The sequence below is a fragment of the Aminobacter sp. Piv2-1 genome (genome assembly GCF_037625995.1).
GTDB lineage: Bacteria > Pseudomonadota > Alphaproteobacteria > Rhizobiales > Rhizobiaceae > Aminobacter.
On the sequence record NZ_JARKMU010000009.1, the window covers coordinates 135473 to 150762 of the forward strand.

Consider the following 15290-nt stretch of genomic DNA (forward strand, 5'->3'; position numbering starts at 1 on the left):
TGTGCCCGGCTTGTCGGCCGGCGGCCGGGCCTGCAGCAGCGGGTCTGGGGCTGGAAGCAAGGCTATCGACCTGTCCGGCAACCGTGCCGCCCGCGAGGGGCGGGCACGCCCGATCGTGGCAAATTCCGGCAATCCGGATCACGCAACAGTGAGAGCGGTGAAGATTTCGCGCGCTAGATTCGTTGCCGATACAGGCAAGACAGGAGCGCGACATGACCGGACCTGCCATCACCCAGGCGATGATCGACGCCTATGACGAATATACCCACCTGACGCTCGACCGGCGCGGCTTCATGGAGAAGCTGACCAGGCTCACCGGGACGGCCGCGGCGGCGGCGGCGATCGCGCCGATGCTCGCGGCCAATCAGGCGCAGGCGGCGATCGTGGCCGAGGACGACCGGCGGCTGAAGGGCGAGGACATTGCCTATCCGGGCGGCACGGGCGAGATGAAGGGCTATCTCGTCAGGCCCGCCGACCAGTCCGGCAAGCTGCCCGCCGTCATCGTCATCCACGAGAACCGGGGACTGAACCCGCATATCCGCGACGTGGCGCGCAGGATCGCGCTCGAAGGCTTCGTCGCGCTTGCGCCCGACTATCTGTCGCCGCTGGGCGGAACGCCAGCCGACGAGGACAAGGCGCGCGAGATGTTCGGCGAGCTGGATCCGGCGCAGACGGTGGCGAACGGCGTGGCGACGGTTGCCTTCCTCAAGGCGCACGAGCTTTCTAACGGCAATGTCGGCACCGTGGGCTTCTGCTGGGGCGGCGGCACGGTCAACCTGCTCGCCGTCAATGCGCCCGACCTCAAGGCCGCTGTCGCCTATTATGGCGCCCAGCCCAAGGACGGGGCCGCCGTCGCCAGGATCAAGGCGGCGATGCTGCTGCACTATGCCGGCATGGACGAGCGTATCAACGCCGGCATCGATGCCTACAAGGCGGCGCTGGAAAAGGCCGGCAAGGATTTCCAGATCTTCGTCTACGAAGGGGCTCAGCACGCCTTCAACAACGACACATCGGAAGCTCGCTACAACAAGGCTGCGGCGGAACTGGCCTGGGGGCGGACGATCAAGTTCTTGAAGGAGAAGCTGGGCTAGGCCCCCATTCGCTAAGGCTGGCCGACGGCCGCCCGAACGGCCGGGCCAGCCGGCCTGGCGCGGCGAAGCGCTCAGACGACCCCGCGCTTGGAGCGCGCCTGGCGCAGGATGACGCGCCAGCGTAGCATCTCGATCGGGATCGGCCCGTTGTTGTTGGCGATCTCGAATATCTCGTTGTTGAGGTTCCTGAGCGAGCGCCAGAAATCGTAATCGCTGATGCGGGGATCGCAGGCAAGCTTGCTGGCCGTCGCTTCTATGTCCGTGTGCATGCCTTGCCTCAAGCCGTCCGGTGCCCGCCGCCGCGACTCAACTTCGCTGCGTCGGATTTTCGGGGCGAGGCGGCGGCCGATCAACGAACCGCCGGCTGCGATTCAGGTTATGAACAGGTAAGGTTAATCGCCTGTGGCGCCGAGGCCACTATGCCGACTTGCGCCTGATGCCGATCGACCGGCCGGCGCGCTCGGGCATGGGCAGTGCCGAGTGGGCGGCGCGCATCGTCTCGAGGTTGGCCATGATGTCGGCTGGCATGGGAGCCACCTTCGGGCCGCTCATGTCGACATGGAGCGACAGGTTTTCCGAGGTCGCGGCCAGCCATCCGTCGACATGGTGCAGTTCCTGGTAGACGCGGAAGCGCTTCTCGTCGTGGTCGAGCAGGTGGAAGGTCGCCGTGACCTTGTCGCCGCGGTGCAGTTCCTGCACGTAGCAGAGATGCACCTCCGCCGTGTAGACGGTGAGCTTCCTGTCGCGGACATAGGCAGCGCCCATGCCGAGCAGGTCGAGCGCCTGGTCGCAGCAGCGGTCGAACAGGACATTGTAGTAGGCCATGTTCATGTGGCCGTTGTAGTCGATCCAGTCGTTTTCGACCTCCATGACGCGCGAGACGAACGGGGCTGGCATAGGTGATCCTCTTCGACTTTGGCCTTTGGTGGCGCTGGACAAACCGCCGGGGCTGGCAGATTACCGGAGCATAGGGTGCCGGCAAGGCGCCAGGCTGTTCCAATCGCGGAGGAAAAGATGGCTCTGAGCGACCTGAAGGCGATGACCCGCAACGAGGAGGGGATCGCCGCGGCGCTGGGCATCCTCAAGCAGAAGTTCGGCGAGCGATTCCAGACCGGGCAGTCGATCCGCGAGCAGCACGGCCACACCACCACCTACCTGCCCAACCAGGCGCCGGACGGCGTGGTGTTCGCCGAACGCACTGCCGACGTGCAGGACGTCGTGCGGGTCTGCGCTGCGCACCGCGTGCCGGTGATCGCCTTCGGCACGGGGACCTCGCTCGAAGGGCATGTAAACGCGCCCGCCGGCGGTATTTCGGTCGACACGTCGCGGATGGACAAGATAATCTCGGTCAATGCCGACGATCTCGACTGCACGGTCGAGGCAGGCGTGACGCGCGAGGCACTGAACAACTATCTGCGCGACACCGGCCTGTTCTTCCCCATCGATCCGGGCGCGAATGCCAGCCTCGGCGGCATGGCGGCGACCCGCGCCTCGGGCACCAATGCGGTGCGCTACGGCACGATGCGCGAGAACGTGCTGTCGCTGCGGGCCGTCATGGCCGATGGCAGCGAGGTGGTGACCTCGCACCGGGCGCGCAAGAGCTCGGCCGGCTACGACCTGACGCGGCTTCTGGTCGGATCGGAAGGCACGCTCGGCATCATCACCGAGATCACGCTCAGACTGCAGGGCATTCCGCAGGCGATTTCGGGCGGCGTCTGCCCGTTCCCGACGGTCGAGGCGGCCTGCCAGGCGGTGATCGCGACGATCCAGATGGGCATCCCGGTGGCACGCATCGAACTGGTCAACGCACTGCAGATGCGGGCGATGAAGACCTATTCGAAGCTCGACTATCCCGAGAGCCCCTGCCTTTTCCTCGAGTTCCATGGCTCCGATGCGAGCGTGGCCGAGCAGGCGGAAAGTTTCGGCGAGATCGCGGCCGAACATGGCGGCGGGCCGTTCCTGTGGACCAAGGTGGCCGAGGAGCGGGCGAAGTTGTGGAAGGCGCGCCACGACGCCTATTGGGCATCGCAGACGCTGCGGCCCGGCGCACGCGCGCTGTCGACGGATGCCTGCGTGCCGATCTCGCGGCTGGCCGAATGCATTGCCGAGACCGAGGCCGATATCGAACGCCTCAGGCTGATCGCGCCGATCGTCGGCCATGTCGGCGACGGCAACTTCCATACGCTGGTGCTGATGGATCCGAACGATCCGGCCGACATCGGCCGCGCCGAGGAGTTCGTGAAGCGGCTGGCCGAGCGGGCGATCGCCATGGACGGCACCTCGACCGGCGAGCACGGCATCGGCCAGGGCAAGATGGGGCTGATGGAGCGCGAGCACGGCCATGGCGTTCAAGTGATGCGGGCTATCAAGCAGGCGCTCGATCCGCTCAACATCATGAACCCGGGCAAGATCCTGCCGGCGCCGCAGTAGGGCAGGCGTTGACCCCTTGGCGGCAGCTTGCTAGTCCGACGTCGTCCAACAGGGAATTTCATGCGCAGAGACTTCATCTCCTGAAGATTGACGCGGCCGAAGGGCCGAACGGGTGTGCTTACGCCCATCTCTGAACGCATATTCCAAGGACAAATCCATGAAACACGCTCATGGCGCGACCATCCGCGCCTATTCCGTTGCTGATCGCGAGCGGCTGGCCGAGATATGGCTCGAAGCCTCTTTCGTCGGCCATCCCTTCCTGCCCGAGGCCGACCTGCTCGGCCAGCAGGCCAAGGTCAGGGAGTTCTACCTGCCGCAGGCCGAAAACTGGGTGGCCGAGCTCGACGGCGAGCCTGCAGGCTTCATCGGCCTGATCGACGACTTCATCGGCGGGTTGTTCGTCGATCCTGCGGCCCATGGCCACGGACTGGGCAAGGCACTGGTGCTGCACGCGGCAGGGTTGAAGGGTGACCTCGAGGTCGAGGTCTATGCCGCCAATGACACGGCCGTCGGCTTCTACCGACGACTGGGCTTCGCCGAGACGCTCAGGCACGACGAGGACGACGAAGGCCGGCCGCTCGAGGTGATCCGCATGCGCCGCGCTGCATAACAACCGGCGATCCGGATGCCTGGCCGGCAACCGGACCGCCTGGAAGGTGGCCGAAAGCCTTCGCTTTTTGTGGGGGCATGCCAGCCGCGGCGTTGACGCGCCGCGGCCCAGCATGTCACCAAATGACCACGCTCCTCGGCTAGATGCCCGGGACGCATGAAAAGATTTGCCCCGAGGCAATGCTCGCTCGCCTGTTTGTAATCGTTGGTGGAATGTTCGTCCTGGTGCTGTTCGCGGCGCTGGTGGGACCGTATTTTGTCGACTGGTCGGGCTACAAGGCCGATTTCGAGCGCCAGGCAAGCGCGATCCTCGGCCGCAAGGTGACCGTCGAGGGCGAGGTCACCGCGCGCATCCTGCCGTTTCCGTCAGTGACCTTTTCCGACGTGATCGTGGGCGACGGCGCCGAACCGGCGATGACGGTCGAGACCTTCTCGATGGATGCCGAACTCGCCCCGTTGCTCAGCGGCGAGTTCTTCATCTTCGACATGCGGCTGGTGCGACCGAAGGCGGTCATCGACGTGGCCGCCGATGGCACGGTCGACTGGACGATGCGGCCGTCGGCGCCCTTCAACGTCAGGCAGATCGCCATCGAAAAGCTGACGGTCACCGACGGTCAGGTGACGATCCGGCACGCGTCCGGCGCACGCAACCTGGTGCTGTCGGAAATCGATACGGTGGTGTCGGCGCGGGCGCTCACCGGCCCCTGGCGGATCGACGGTGGCTTGCGCGTCGATGGGGTGGCCACGCGGCTGACGGCGTCTACGGGTGCGGCGGACGCCGACGGCCAGATGCGGCTCAGGGTACGCGCGACGCCGGCAGGCTACGGCTTTGCGCTGGAGAGCGACGGCAATGTCAGCGCGCCGGGCGGGCGGGTGCTTTATGCCGGCGGCTTCGACGTCACGGCGAGCGAGCCCGAAATCAAACCGGGTGCGGGGACGGCCAAGGCGAAGCCGGAAGAGGCCGCCGATCCCGGCTTCAGGCTGAAGGGCAAGTTCGCGCTGGACCACGCCAGGCTCGCGGTCGAGGAGTTCCGCTTCGAAACCGGGCCGCTTGACGACCCCTATACCGCGGACGGCAGTGCCGTGGTCGACCTCGGGGCGGAGCCGAAGTTCTCGATTACCGCGAAGGGCGCGCAAGTGCGCTTCGACGAGGCCGTTGGCGGCGAACAGGCAGGTGCGGCTCTTTCGGTGTCGCAGCGGCTTTCGGCGCTGGAGCAGGTTCTGGTCGGACTGCCGAAACCCACCATTCCCGGAACGGTGGAGGTGGACCTGCCGGCGATCGTCACCGGCGACACCACCGTGCGCGACGTCAGGCTGTCGGCCGAGCCGGGCGATGGCGGCTGGAAGCTGAAGTCGATGGCGGCGACCCTGCCGGGCCGGACCCGGCTCGAGGCCGATGGCTTCCTCCGCACCGGCGACGGCTTCGGCTTCGACGGAAACCTGTTGCTTGCGGTTGGCCAGCCATCCGGCTTCGCGGCGTGGGTGGCCAGGGACGTCGACGAGGCGGTGCGGCGGCTGCCGGCCGCCGGCTTCAAGGCCAGGGTGGCGCTGACGCGCGAGCAGCAAAGGTTCGACAACGTCGAACTGATTCTCGGCACGGCGAAATTCAAGGGCGAGTTGGACAGCCTGCAGCCGGGCGATGCACGCGCCTCGGTGACCATGAAGCTCGACGGCGGAGAGCTCGACGTCGAGGGCCTGCGCGCCTTTGCAAGCCTGTTCGTGACCGACGCGGGCGTCAACCGTTTCGCCGACACGGACCTCGACCTCGCCGTGCGGGCCGGGCCAGTGGGCCTCGCCGGCGTCCGCGCCGACACGGTCGACACGGCGCTGCGCCTGCGCGAAGGCGTGCTGGAGATCGACAGGCTGTCGGTCGGTGGGCTGGCGGGCGCCTCGGTGAGCGCGACAGGCAGGATCAAGGACTTTCCGGCGGCGCCAACCGGCAATGTCGACGCCTCGGTGGTGGCCGTGGATCTTGCGCCGCTGGTGCAACTGGCTGCCGCGCAGCAGCCGGCAAACCGGCTGCTTGCCGGGCTCGCGCAACAGGTGGCCGCGACCCCGGGGCTGCTGGCCGACGCGCGCATCGATGTCGTGGCGAGCGCCGTCGAGAACGGCGACGGCACGACAGGCGTGGCCTTCAGCGCGCAGGGCGAGGCCGGCGGCTCGGCGCTGCTTGCGACGCTTTCAGCACCGGCATACTCGGGCGATGCGGGCCTTGCGCAGGCGAAGCTCGAGCTTTCCGCCCGCAACGAGGATGCAACCTCGCTGCTGGCGCTGGCGGGCCTGCCGGTGCTGCCGCTGGGATTGGTCGGCCCCGGCGAGATCGAGGTCAAGGCCGATGGTGCTGCCCGCCGCGGGCTCGACGTGACCGCGAACTTCAAGGGCGAAGACGCTTCCGCAAGCTTTGCGGGCAGGGTGGCGCTGCGCCAGGAAGGCCCGAGCCTGAACGGCCGGGCGATCCTGAAGGCCGCCGACATCGAGCCCTGGCTGATGACCTCCGGCGTGTCGCTTCCCGGCCTGGGAACCGGCACGCGGGTGGAGCTCGCGGCGGACGCCAGCTATGCCGGCGGGCCGCTCGTGCTCGACCGGCTCGATGGCTCTGTCAACGAAGGGGCGGTGGTGGGCAGCATCGCGGTCGACCTTGCCGACGGCGTGCCGCAGTTCGGCGGTTCGCTGACCCTGGACGAACTCGATCTCACTCGCCTCGCCGAGATGCTGACCGGCGCGAACGCGCTGGACGGCAGTGACCAAGGCGCATGGCCGGCGACGCCGTTTGCGCAGAAGTCGACGGCTCCGTTCGGCGCCGATCTCGAAATCGTCGCGGCCACGCTTGCGGCCGAGCCCCTGGTCACGGCCAGCGACGCGGTGCTGGCGCTGAAACTCGACGGCCAGTCGCTGCGCGTCTCGGGGCTCAAGGCCAAGCTCTATGGCGGCAACCTCGACGGCCAGGCCGAACTGAAGAACAACGGCGGCACCGCGCTGCTTACCGCGCAACTGAAGCTCGACGGATCGGACGTATCGGCGATGCCCGGTCTGGCTGGCCTCGGCGGCAAGGGCGATTTCTCGGCTTCGCTGTCGGCGAGCGGCAAGTCGGTCGGGGGACTGGCGGCGTCGCTGTCGGGGTCCGGCACGGCGAGCGTGGACGGGATTACGCTGCAAGGCTTCAACCCCGATGCCCTGCCTGCGCTGATCGCGCGCGCCGACGCGCTCGGCCGCGACATCAATGCCGTGCGGGTGGCGGAGTTCGCGCCGAAGATCGCGAGCGAGGGCAGCTTCGCGGCCGAACGGGCGGAAGTAGCGTTCACGCTCGCAGGCGGCATACTGCGCGTGCCGCCGATCACGCTGAAGAATTCGGTCGCGACCATTTCCGCAGACCTGCGCGCCGATCTCGGCGGCGGCACGGTGAGCGGCAGCGGCAGCATCGCCTATGCGCCCGGCGACGAGGAGGTGGCGGGGAGTGAACCAGCGCTGCGCTTCACGATGGAAGGCAAGCCGGGGGCAACGGTTCGGCGCTTCGACAGCGAGCCGATGGCGCAGTTCCTGACCCAGCGGGCGCTGGAGAAGGAACAGGCCCGGGTCGAGGCGATGCAGTCGGCACTGCTCGAAAAGCAGCGGCTGCGGCGGGAAACGCGCTATTTCGCGGCGCTGCAGGCAGAGCGGGAGCGCGTTGCCGAGGAGGCACGGCTGACCGAGGAAGCGCGCAAACGAGCCGAGCAGGAGTCCAAGGCCCGCGCTGAGGAAGCGCGCCGCAAGGCGGAGGAAGAGGCGCGCGCCGCGGAGGCCGCGGCCCGGGCGCAGGCCGAGGCGGAGGCTCACGCGGCCGAGGATGCGGAGCGCCGGGCAGCGGAAGAGCGGGCTCGCCAGCAGGTGCTGGAGCAGGCGCGGCAGGCCGAGGAAAAAGCTCGGATCGAGGCCGAGGACAAGGCGCGGCGCGAGGCCGAAGACAGGGCGCGGCGCGAGGCCGAACAGCAGCCCGCGCGCCCCGCGATCGAGCGGGCGCCGCTGCCGGAGGTCCGGCCGCTCGACCTGCCCGACGCGGCTGTGCCCACCGATCCCGCCGCGCCCCTGGTGCTACCGAAGAAGAAGCTCGAACCGCAGACCATAGAAGAGTTCTTCAAATCGCTGGAGAGCCAGTAGCGGCAGCTTGCCGGCGCCTACCGGCCGGGCGCGCGAGCGGTGCCGGCCGTGGAGCGCTTGGCCTCTTCGAGCACGAACAGCCTGAGCGCAGAGGACAGGTTGGCCTCGCGCGGGCGCCGGTCGTCGACTTCGGCGATCAGCGCGGCGAGGGCCATGCCGCGCGCCGTCGCGATGGCGACGAGATCGTCATGGAAGGGCTTTTCGAGCGAATAGCTGGTGCGATGCCCGCGGATGGTCACCGAGCGCTTTTCGACCAGGCTCACCGGTCAGGCTTTTCAGCGGCGGGGTTGCGGCGGTGACCGTCGACGAACTTGCCGGCGCGGTCGGCCTCAAGCAGGTCCCGTTGCCTTTCGGCCTTGGTTCGTCCGTGAAGCGCGCGATTCTGCTCGGCGGTTGCCTCCCGCTCGCTGAGCGCCTTCTGCTTCCTGAACTGCCTGAGATTGACGATGTCGGCCATGGCCTCCTCGTCCGGTCGCTACTTCTTGCGGAATGCGTCGAGCGAGACCACGTCGGCGCTCTTGGCGGGCGCCGCCTCGTCCTGAGCTTCCTTGGCTTCGGAATCCGCGGCCTTCTTCTTCGAAGCGGGCTTGTGCTCGGCCGGTTTGGAGATGGCAACCGGCTCGGCGGCCGGCGCTTCGTCGTCCGCAGTCTCGGTCTTGACCTCGAACTCGAGCTCGAAATTGACCGAAGGGTCGTAGAAGCCGCGCACGGCGGAGAACGGAATCTCGAGCTTTTCCGGCACGTCGGAGAAGGAAAGGCCGACCTCGAAGCCGGTGTCGGTCACCTTCAGGTCCCAGTACTGGAACTGGATGACGATGGTCATCTGCTCCGGATATCGCTCGCGCAGGCGGCTCGATATGCGCACGCCCGGCGCACCGGTCATGAAGGTGATGAAGAAATGATGGTTCCCCGGGAGGCCTGTGCGCGCGACTTCCGCCAGGACTTTGCGCATGACGCCGCGCAGTGCCTCCTGGGCGAGAATGTCGTAGCGGATCTGATCTTCGGCCATATGTCGGTGCGGGGGTCCGAGTGAATCGTCCCCTTACCTGTAATCAAGCTTGAGGCCGTCGTAAACCAGATATAGCGCCTTATTGGGGTTGCTCAGGTCGTGTTCCGACGCGCCTTGCCGAAGGCGCGGAGGAAGGTGCGCACCGCATTGGTCGCGGCCTGCCGCAACTGCTCTTCCGAGAGGGTGTCGCCGAAGATCATCGCCATCTGCAGGTCGGCATTGACGAGGGCCAGGAACTGGCGCGCAGCGACGTCTGGATCGTCGATTTCCAGCCAGCCGGCATGTGCAAGCCGGGCAAAGCGCGCAGCAAGTGCTGCCCAGGTCTTGGCCGGGCCGTGTTCGCGCCAGCCGGCGAAGAGTTCGGGATAACGAGAGCCCTCGGCCTGCAGCAGCTTGCGCAGGAACTTTCCGTCGCGATTGCACATGCAGTTCTGGTTGAGCCGCACGGCGAAGGCGACCAGTTCCGCCTCCAGATCGACCGGCTTGTCGGGGAAGGTCGCCAATGTTTCGAACACGCCAGCATTGATGCGCTCGGTGATCTCGCGGACGACCGCGACGAGCAGATTCTCCTTGTCGCCATGGTGATTGTAGACGGTCTGGCGCGACACGCCCGCCTCGGCCGCAATCAGGTCGATGTTGGCGCCGGCGAAACCTTCGCGACAAAAGACGGACGCGGCGGCGTCGATGATCGAATGCCGCTTGGCGCTGTGGCTGCGATGGACGGAAATGTCAGGAGTGTCGGCAGGTGTCATGGATTTTTTATATACGCCTGATTGACGATTTGGACAAGTCTGTCTAAAAATATGTACTCTATCTGGCGTTCCGGTTCGGGAGGAGTCGGAATCGCGGATTGTCGAACGTCATTGGATTGCGCGTCGCGGCAACCGCGACCGAAACCAGACCGAAAGTATCACGCCATGACACCACAATTCCTCCGCGTAGCGGTCGTGCTCGGCCTTTTGTCGGCCATCGGACCGTTCGCCATCGACATGTATCTCCCGGCGCTGCCCTCGATCGGCGCCGACCTCAATGCGGGCACCGCCGCCGTGCAGATGAGCCTCTTGGTGTTCTTCCTGTCCATGGGGCTGGCGCAGATCGTGGTTGGCCCGATCTCCGACATGATCGGCCGCAAGCCGCCGCTCTATCTCGGGCTGGGGCTGTTCGCCGTCGGCGGCATCGGTGCGGCACTCGCGCCCGACGTCGAATGGCTGATCGGCTTCCGCTTCCTGCAGGGCCTCGGCGCTTCCGCCGGCATGGTGGTGCCGCGCGCCGTGGTGCGCGACCTGCACACGGGCACCGAAGCTGCCCGGCTGATGTCGCTGCTTATGCTGGTGTTCAGCGTCTCGCCGATCCTGGCGCCGCTGACCGGCAGCCTGGTGATCGAGAGCTTCGGCTGGCGCGCCGTGTTCTGGACCGTGACGGGCGCCGCGGTGCTGGCGGTGGTCCTGCTCGCGACCTCGCTGAACGAGACGCGTCCGGCCGAACATCGCGCCGGAAGCTCGATCCGCAGTGCGCTCGTCGGCTACCGCTTCCTGCTCGGCGACCGCAATTTCCTCGGCCTGACGTTCATCGGCGGCTTCGGCATCGCCAGCTTCTTCGTCTATCTCGCCAACTCGTCCTTCATCCTGATCGACCACTACGGCCTGTCGCCGTCGGTCTACAGCGTGTTCTTCTCGATCAACGCGGTGGCCTTCATCGGCATGTCGCAGCTGACCGGCCTGCTGACCGAGCGTTTCGGGCTGAGGCGGGTGGTGCGGGTCGCGGTCGTCGGCTACGCCACGACGATGGTGGTGCTGCTCGCCGTCTTCGCCTCGGGCGTCGACCGCCTCGACGTGCTGGCGACGCTGTTGTTCATCGGCTACGGCTTCCTCGGCCTCGTCATCCCGACCACCTCGGTGCTGGCGATGGAAGAGCACGGCGAGATCGCCGGTACTGCCTCGGCGCTGATGGGCACGCTGCATTTCGCCACAGGCGCGGTCGCCATGGCCATCGCCGGCCTGTTCTTCGACGGCACGCCGCTGCCGATGGTCTTCGGCATCACCATTTCGGCCGTGATCGCCTTCGTGCTGGCCCAGGTGACGCTGGGACGCGGCCGGGAAGTGGCCGAGGTTCCGGCCGAATGAGCTTCCGGGGCCAGACCACGCCCGGCTCCTGATATCAGTGCCCGCCATCCGGCGGGCATTTTGCACATCTGGACCAATGTTCGCGGTCCACGTCATACGACCTTGATATGGTCTTGTTTACTAAGGGCGGGTAAGTCTGCACCAAGACCACTGGAAGTAGAGCGACGACGCCGAAGGCCGCGAATAATCTTGAAATTCATTCCTTCCGCCCTGTTGCTGCTCTTCGCGGCCACTTTCTTCTGCGTATGGCTGCTGGAGCGCCGTCGTCGGCACTTGCTGTTCTTTGCTTTGGCATTTGCGGCTGTCGGGTTTGGCACGATCGTGCAGTTTGCGCTGTGGCCGCCCGATATCGGCTACAACACCATCGTATCCGCCATGCTCTACACCGCCGGGCCGCTGCTGCTGGTGGAAGGTGTACTCGCGCGTTCGGGCCGGTCGATGCCGCTCGGGCTGCACGCCGCCTGGTTCGCAGCCATCGTCGGTGTGCTCTGCTATTTCTACTACGTCGAGAACAACCTCCAGATCCGCGTCTATGCGCTCAATGTCGGCATGGGCAGCATCATCCTGAATGGCGCGTGGAAGTTGCGCGGCCTGATGCGCGGCAGCGTCATCGACCGCGCCATGCTCTGGCTGCTGCTCGGGCTCGGACTGACCTTCTTCGTCCGCGTCATGCTCGACGGCAACTCGGTTCCAACCGACGATGTCGATGCATTTTTTGAATCGGACTTCTGGATCTGGGCGCAATTCACCATGTCGGTGCTCGGTGCGGCCATGGGGCTGGGGCTTCTGGTCGTCGTTTGTGCCGACATCGTGCTGGGGTTGAAGACCGAGCGCGACTCAGACCCGCTGACGGGGCTGCTGAACCGCCGCGGCCTGCAGGGGCGGGAGGCACGCCTGCTTGCGACCAGCAGGCACAAGCCGCTGAGCATCGTTGCGTGCGACATTGATCGCTTCAAGGGCATCAACGACAGCTTCGGGCATGCCGCCGGCGACATGGTGCTGACGAATGTCGCCGGCGTCATCAGGCGCCGGCTGCGCAGCGGCGACGTGGCAGCGCGCACCGGCGGCGAGGAGTTCGTCCTTTGCCTCAAAGCCAGTACGGTCAAGGACGCGTTCAGGTTGACTGAACAGTTGCGGCGCGAGATTGCCGGCCTGCGTTTCGCCGAGTTGCCGGACGATTTCGTCGTGACCTGCAGCTTCGGCATTGCCGAACTCCATCCGGACGAAGGATTGTGGGACGCCATCGCCCGCGCCGACAAGATCCTCTATGCGGCCAAGCGCGCCGGCCGTAACCGTACCTTCGCCGAAGGGGTGCAACTGCCGAGCGCGGCCTAGGCCGGCTGCGATTGCTCCAGCACGAAGCGCAGGCGCACGTGCACCGGCGCCTTTGGCACCTCGATCAGATCGTAGCCAAACTCCCTGTAGCTCTCGACCATGCTGGCATGGGTACGACGGGCCTCGTCCCCGTCCTGCCGTCTCTCGCTGTCCCGGGCGAAGATTTCGGGCCAATGGGGCAGGATGAACACCGTCTTGGCGTAGCGATAGCCGCGGGCGGCTTGCTCGACATGGGCCGGCACCGGCAGGCCCGTGAGGCGCAGGTAGCCGACGACATCAGGCATGCCGCGGTCGAAGAACACGGGACCGGGCAGTGCGGCTGCCATGGCGTGCGAGCGCATTTCCCAACTCAGCATCAGTTCGGCAAAGAGCGTGGGATCGCGCCAGGGCAGGCCGGGGCCGTCGATCGCGATCTGATCGCGGATGATGCCTCGGCCGGCCTCGACCATGGTGGAATGGCTGGCCGCGGCGAGGGCGTCAATCAGCGCCGTCTTGCCCGAGCCGGGGCCGCCGGTGAGCACGTGGAAACGATCGGTGCCTGGGATCATGAGGGTCTCCGAAAATGAACGGGACCGGCCATGCGCAGGCAGGCTGACGCCACCAGGCAAATGCCGGCAACAGAAAGCCAGAGAAGGCCGGCAAACTGAAAAAGAGGAGTAAAGGGGGGGGGAGAAGTGGAGGTTTCTGTTGCCAGGTACCTCCGAACCCCGCCTAGAAGTGCGAACCGCTAGGACTTGATTTGAAGCTATCGCGCCGCATTAAGCAGCGAGACGCGCTTCCGCATAGTTGTCGTTGGCAACTATAAGTTTAGCCCGATAACGGTGGTACAATGCCGGGCAAAAGTCCGATCTTTACACCCTCGTCGATCCTATTTCGCCCCCAGCAAAAACCGTCGCAATTGAACGGCGGCTTTTGGTGGAGGCGCCGGGTACCGCCCCCGGGTCCGAATGGCTTATTTCATCGGCAGTTTATTGCCATAGTCAGTCGAGCTGACGGGGCGAATATAGGGAGGCCTGGCGCAAAAGGGAAGGGCGGAACCGCAAGCCGACCGCTCCATCCGCAACCGAATTGTGGTCCACGCGAACAGGCGGGGTTGACTCGCGCCATGCGCGAAACGAAGCTCGCGACCCGCCGCAAGGCATGGCCAGCGGCGAACTCGGGGGGCATCCGAACAGAGGTCAACCGCCTAGGAGGGGACTTACATGACCGATTACCTTGCAGACGTGAAGAAATACGATGCCGGCGCCAAGGACGAGGCGGTGAGCAAGATCGTCAAGCACCTGGGAATTGCACTGCGCAATCGCGATTCGTCGCTCGTCTCCTGCACCGACCAGAAGGAACTGGACCGCGTGAAGGCCGGCTGGATCGCCAAGAAGCTCGGCGTCGAGGATGCCAAGAAGGCTGACGGCGCGCTGGAGAAGGTCTGCAAGGCGATGTCGGCGGACAACACCAAGAGCCGCGTCACCTTCTACTATCTGGTGGCGAAGGAACTCGGGAAGCTCGGCGCGCTCTGAGCGCCGCGGAGGCCGCGGGCCGACGCCTGATCCGGCGACGCGGGCAGCCAGGCAGCAATGCCGGTGTCCGGTCGCCGAAGCGGCATGGGCCCCGGATGCGGCGGCGAGTCTGGGGAAACGGCGCGGCGTTCGTTTCCTCCGGCGCCTTTGGCGGCTATGATCGGGCGCTACACGAATCGAGCCCCGACCGATGCGCCAGTATCTCGACCTTCTCAGCCATGTGATGGAAAACGGCTCCGACCGCGGCGACCGCACCGGAACCGGCACGCGCTCGGTCTTCGGCCACCAGATGCGCTTCGACCTGGCGAAGGGCTTTCCCGTCCTCACCACCAAGAAGCTGCACCTGAAGTCGATTATCCACGAGCTGCTGTGGTTCCTGGCGGGTGATACCAACATCAAGTATCTCAAGGACAATGGCGTCTCGATCTGGGACGAGTGGGCCGACGAGAACGGCGACCTCGGCCCGGTCTACGGCAAGCAGTGGCGCTCCTGGCCGACGCGCGACGGCGGCGAGATCGACCAGATCGCCAACCTTCTGGTGCAGATCCGCAAGAACCCGAATTCGCGTCGGCTGATCGTCTCGGCGTGGAATCCGGAGGAGGTGGACGCCATGGCGCTGCCGCCGTGCCACTGCCTGTTCCAGTTCTATGTCTCCGACGGCCGGCTGTCGTGCCAGCTCTACCAGCGCTCGGCCGATATCTTCCTCGGCGTGCCGTTCAACATCGCCTCCTATGCGCTGCTGACGATGATGGTGGCGCAGGTGACGGGGCTGAAGCCGGGCGACTTCGTCCATACGCTCGGCGACGCGCATATCTACCACAATCATTTTGAACAGGCGCGCGAGCAGCTCGGGCGTACGCCGAAGGCTCTGCCCACCATGCGGATCAATCCCGAGGTGAAGGATCTCTTCGCTTTCCGCTTCGAGGATTTCCGGCTCGACAACTACGTCGCCGACGCGAGCATCCGCGCGCCCATCGCCGTGTAGGCCGAGCCGGCCGCTCGACCGGTGACACAACGGAACCGAAATGCCGCTGGCGCGTTCTTG

At 66.1% G+C, this 15290-nt stretch carries 15 protein-coding genes and 1 other RNA gene; 8 read left to right on the forward strand and 8 right to left on the reverse strand.

What is annotated here, in order from left to right; genetic code table 11:
• Positions 1–212 precede the first annotated feature (212 nt).
• Positions 213–1091 (forward strand): dienelactone hydrolase family protein, encoded by an 879-nt coding sequence (locus tag AmiPiv_RS17480; protein ID WP_340038768.1) that lies wholly within the window; start codon positions 213–215, stop codon positions 1089–1091.
• Between the two features lie 71 nt (positions 1092–1162).
• Here AmiPiv_RS17480 and AmiPiv_RS17485 read toward each other — a convergent pair whose 3' ends face one another.
• Both AmiPiv_RS17485 and AmiPiv_RS17490 read right to left on the reverse strand, forming a co-directional pair.
• On the reverse strand, positions 1163–1360 hold the full coding sequence (locus AmiPiv_RS17485; RefSeq protein ID WP_340038769.1) for a hypothetical protein: 198 nt from the start codon (positions 1358–1360) through the stop codon (positions 1163–1165).
• Between the two features lie 148 nt (positions 1361–1508).
• The gene (locus AmiPiv_RS17490) at positions 1509–1988 is read right to left on the reverse strand and encodes a thioesterase family protein (protein ID WP_340038770.1); all 480 of its coding nucleotides are present in this window, start codon (positions 1986–1988) and stop codon (positions 1509–1511) included.
• Between the two features lie 117 nt (positions 1989–2105).
• Between AmiPiv_RS17490 and AmiPiv_RS17495 the strand changes: the two genes are divergently transcribed.
• The 3 genes from AmiPiv_RS17495 to AmiPiv_RS17505 all read left to right on the forward strand — a co-directional run bounded on the left by AmiPiv_RS17495 (position 2106) and on the right by AmiPiv_RS17505 (position 8264).
• Positions 2106–3521 (forward strand): FAD-binding oxidoreductase, encoded by a 1416-nt coding sequence (locus AmiPiv_RS17495; RefSeq protein WP_340038771.1) that lies wholly within the window; start codon positions 2106–2108, stop codon positions 3519–3521.
• A 157-nt stretch (positions 3522–3678) separates the two neighbouring features.
• Entirely contained in the window at positions 3679–4131 is a 453-nt protein-coding gene (locus AmiPiv_RS17500; RefSeq protein ID WP_340038772.1) for a GNAT family N-acetyltransferase, read from the forward strand.
• 179 nt (positions 4132–4310) lie between these two features.
• Positions 4311–8264 (forward strand): AsmA family protein, encoded by a 3954-nt coding sequence (locus tag AmiPiv_RS17505; RefSeq protein WP_340038773.1) that lies wholly within the window; start codon positions 4311–4313, stop codon positions 8262–8264.
• Positions 8265–8281: 17 nt separating this feature from the next.
• Here AmiPiv_RS17505 and AmiPiv_RS17510 read toward each other — a convergent pair whose 3' ends face one another.
• From AmiPiv_RS17510 to AmiPiv_RS17525, 4 genes are all read right to left on the reverse strand, one after another.
• Entirely contained in the window at positions 8282–8527 is a 246-nt protein-coding gene (locus AmiPiv_RS17510) for a ribbon-helix-helix domain-containing protein (protein WP_340038774.1), read from the reverse strand.
• Positions 8524–8721 carry a DUF4169 family protein gene (locus tag AmiPiv_RS17515; protein WP_340038775.1) on the reverse strand — a complete coding sequence of 66 codons (198 nt, stop codon included), beginning with the start codon at positions 8719–8721 and terminating at the stop codon, positions 8524–8526. Before AmiPiv_RS17515 ends, AmiPiv_RS17510 begins: the two co-directional genes overlap by 4 nt.
• Positions 8722–8739: 18 nt before the next feature.
• Positions 8740–9273 carry an SspB family protein gene (locus AmiPiv_RS17520; protein WP_340038776.1) on the reverse strand — a complete coding sequence of 178 codons (534 nt, stop codon included), beginning with the start codon at positions 9271–9273 and terminating at the stop codon, positions 8740–8742.
• Between the two features lie 92 nt (positions 9274–9365).
• Entirely contained in the window at positions 9366–10025 is a 660-nt protein-coding gene (locus tag AmiPiv_RS17525; RefSeq protein ID WP_340038777.1) for a TetR/AcrR family transcriptional regulator, read from the reverse strand.
• Positions 10026–10190: 165 nt separating this feature from the next.
• On the opposite strand from AmiPiv_RS17525, the gene AmiPiv_RS17530 reads away from it, so the two are divergent.
• Entirely contained in the window at positions 10191–11396 is a 1206-nt protein-coding gene (locus AmiPiv_RS17530) for a multidrug effflux MFS transporter (RefSeq protein WP_340038778.1), read from the forward strand.
• Positions 11397–11456: 60 nt separating this feature from the next.
• Entirely contained in the window at positions 11457–12731 is a 1275-nt protein-coding gene (locus AmiPiv_RS17535; RefSeq protein WP_340038779.1) for a GGDEF domain-containing protein, read from the forward strand.
• Here AmiPiv_RS17535 and AmiPiv_RS17540 read toward each other — a convergent pair.
• Both AmiPiv_RS17540 and ssrA read right to left on the reverse strand, forming a co-directional pair.
• A complete protein-coding gene (locus tag AmiPiv_RS17540) occupies positions 12728–13279 on the reverse strand; it encodes an AAA family ATPase (RefSeq protein ID WP_340038780.1) in 552 nt (183 codons plus the stop codon). The genes AmiPiv_RS17535 and AmiPiv_RS17540 overlap by 4 nt on opposite strands.
• 125 nt (positions 13280–13404) lie before the next feature.
• Positions 13405–13764: a transfer-messenger RNA gene (gene ssrA / locus AmiPiv_RS17545) on the reverse strand.
• A 169-nt stretch (positions 13765–13933) separates the two neighbouring features.
• Between ssrA and AmiPiv_RS17550 the strand changes: the two genes are divergently transcribed.
• On the forward strand, positions 13934–14245 hold the full coding sequence (locus AmiPiv_RS17550) for a DUF2853 family protein (protein ID WP_340038781.1): 312 nt from the start codon (positions 13934–13936) through the stop codon (positions 14243–14245).
• A gap of 190 nt (positions 14246–14435) precedes the next feature.
• Positions 14436–15230, forward strand: a complete 795-nt coding sequence (locus tag AmiPiv_RS17555) for a thymidylate synthase (RefSeq protein ID WP_340038782.1) — start codon at positions 14436–14438, stop codon at positions 15228–15230.
• Positions 15231–15290 lie beyond the last annotated feature (60 nt).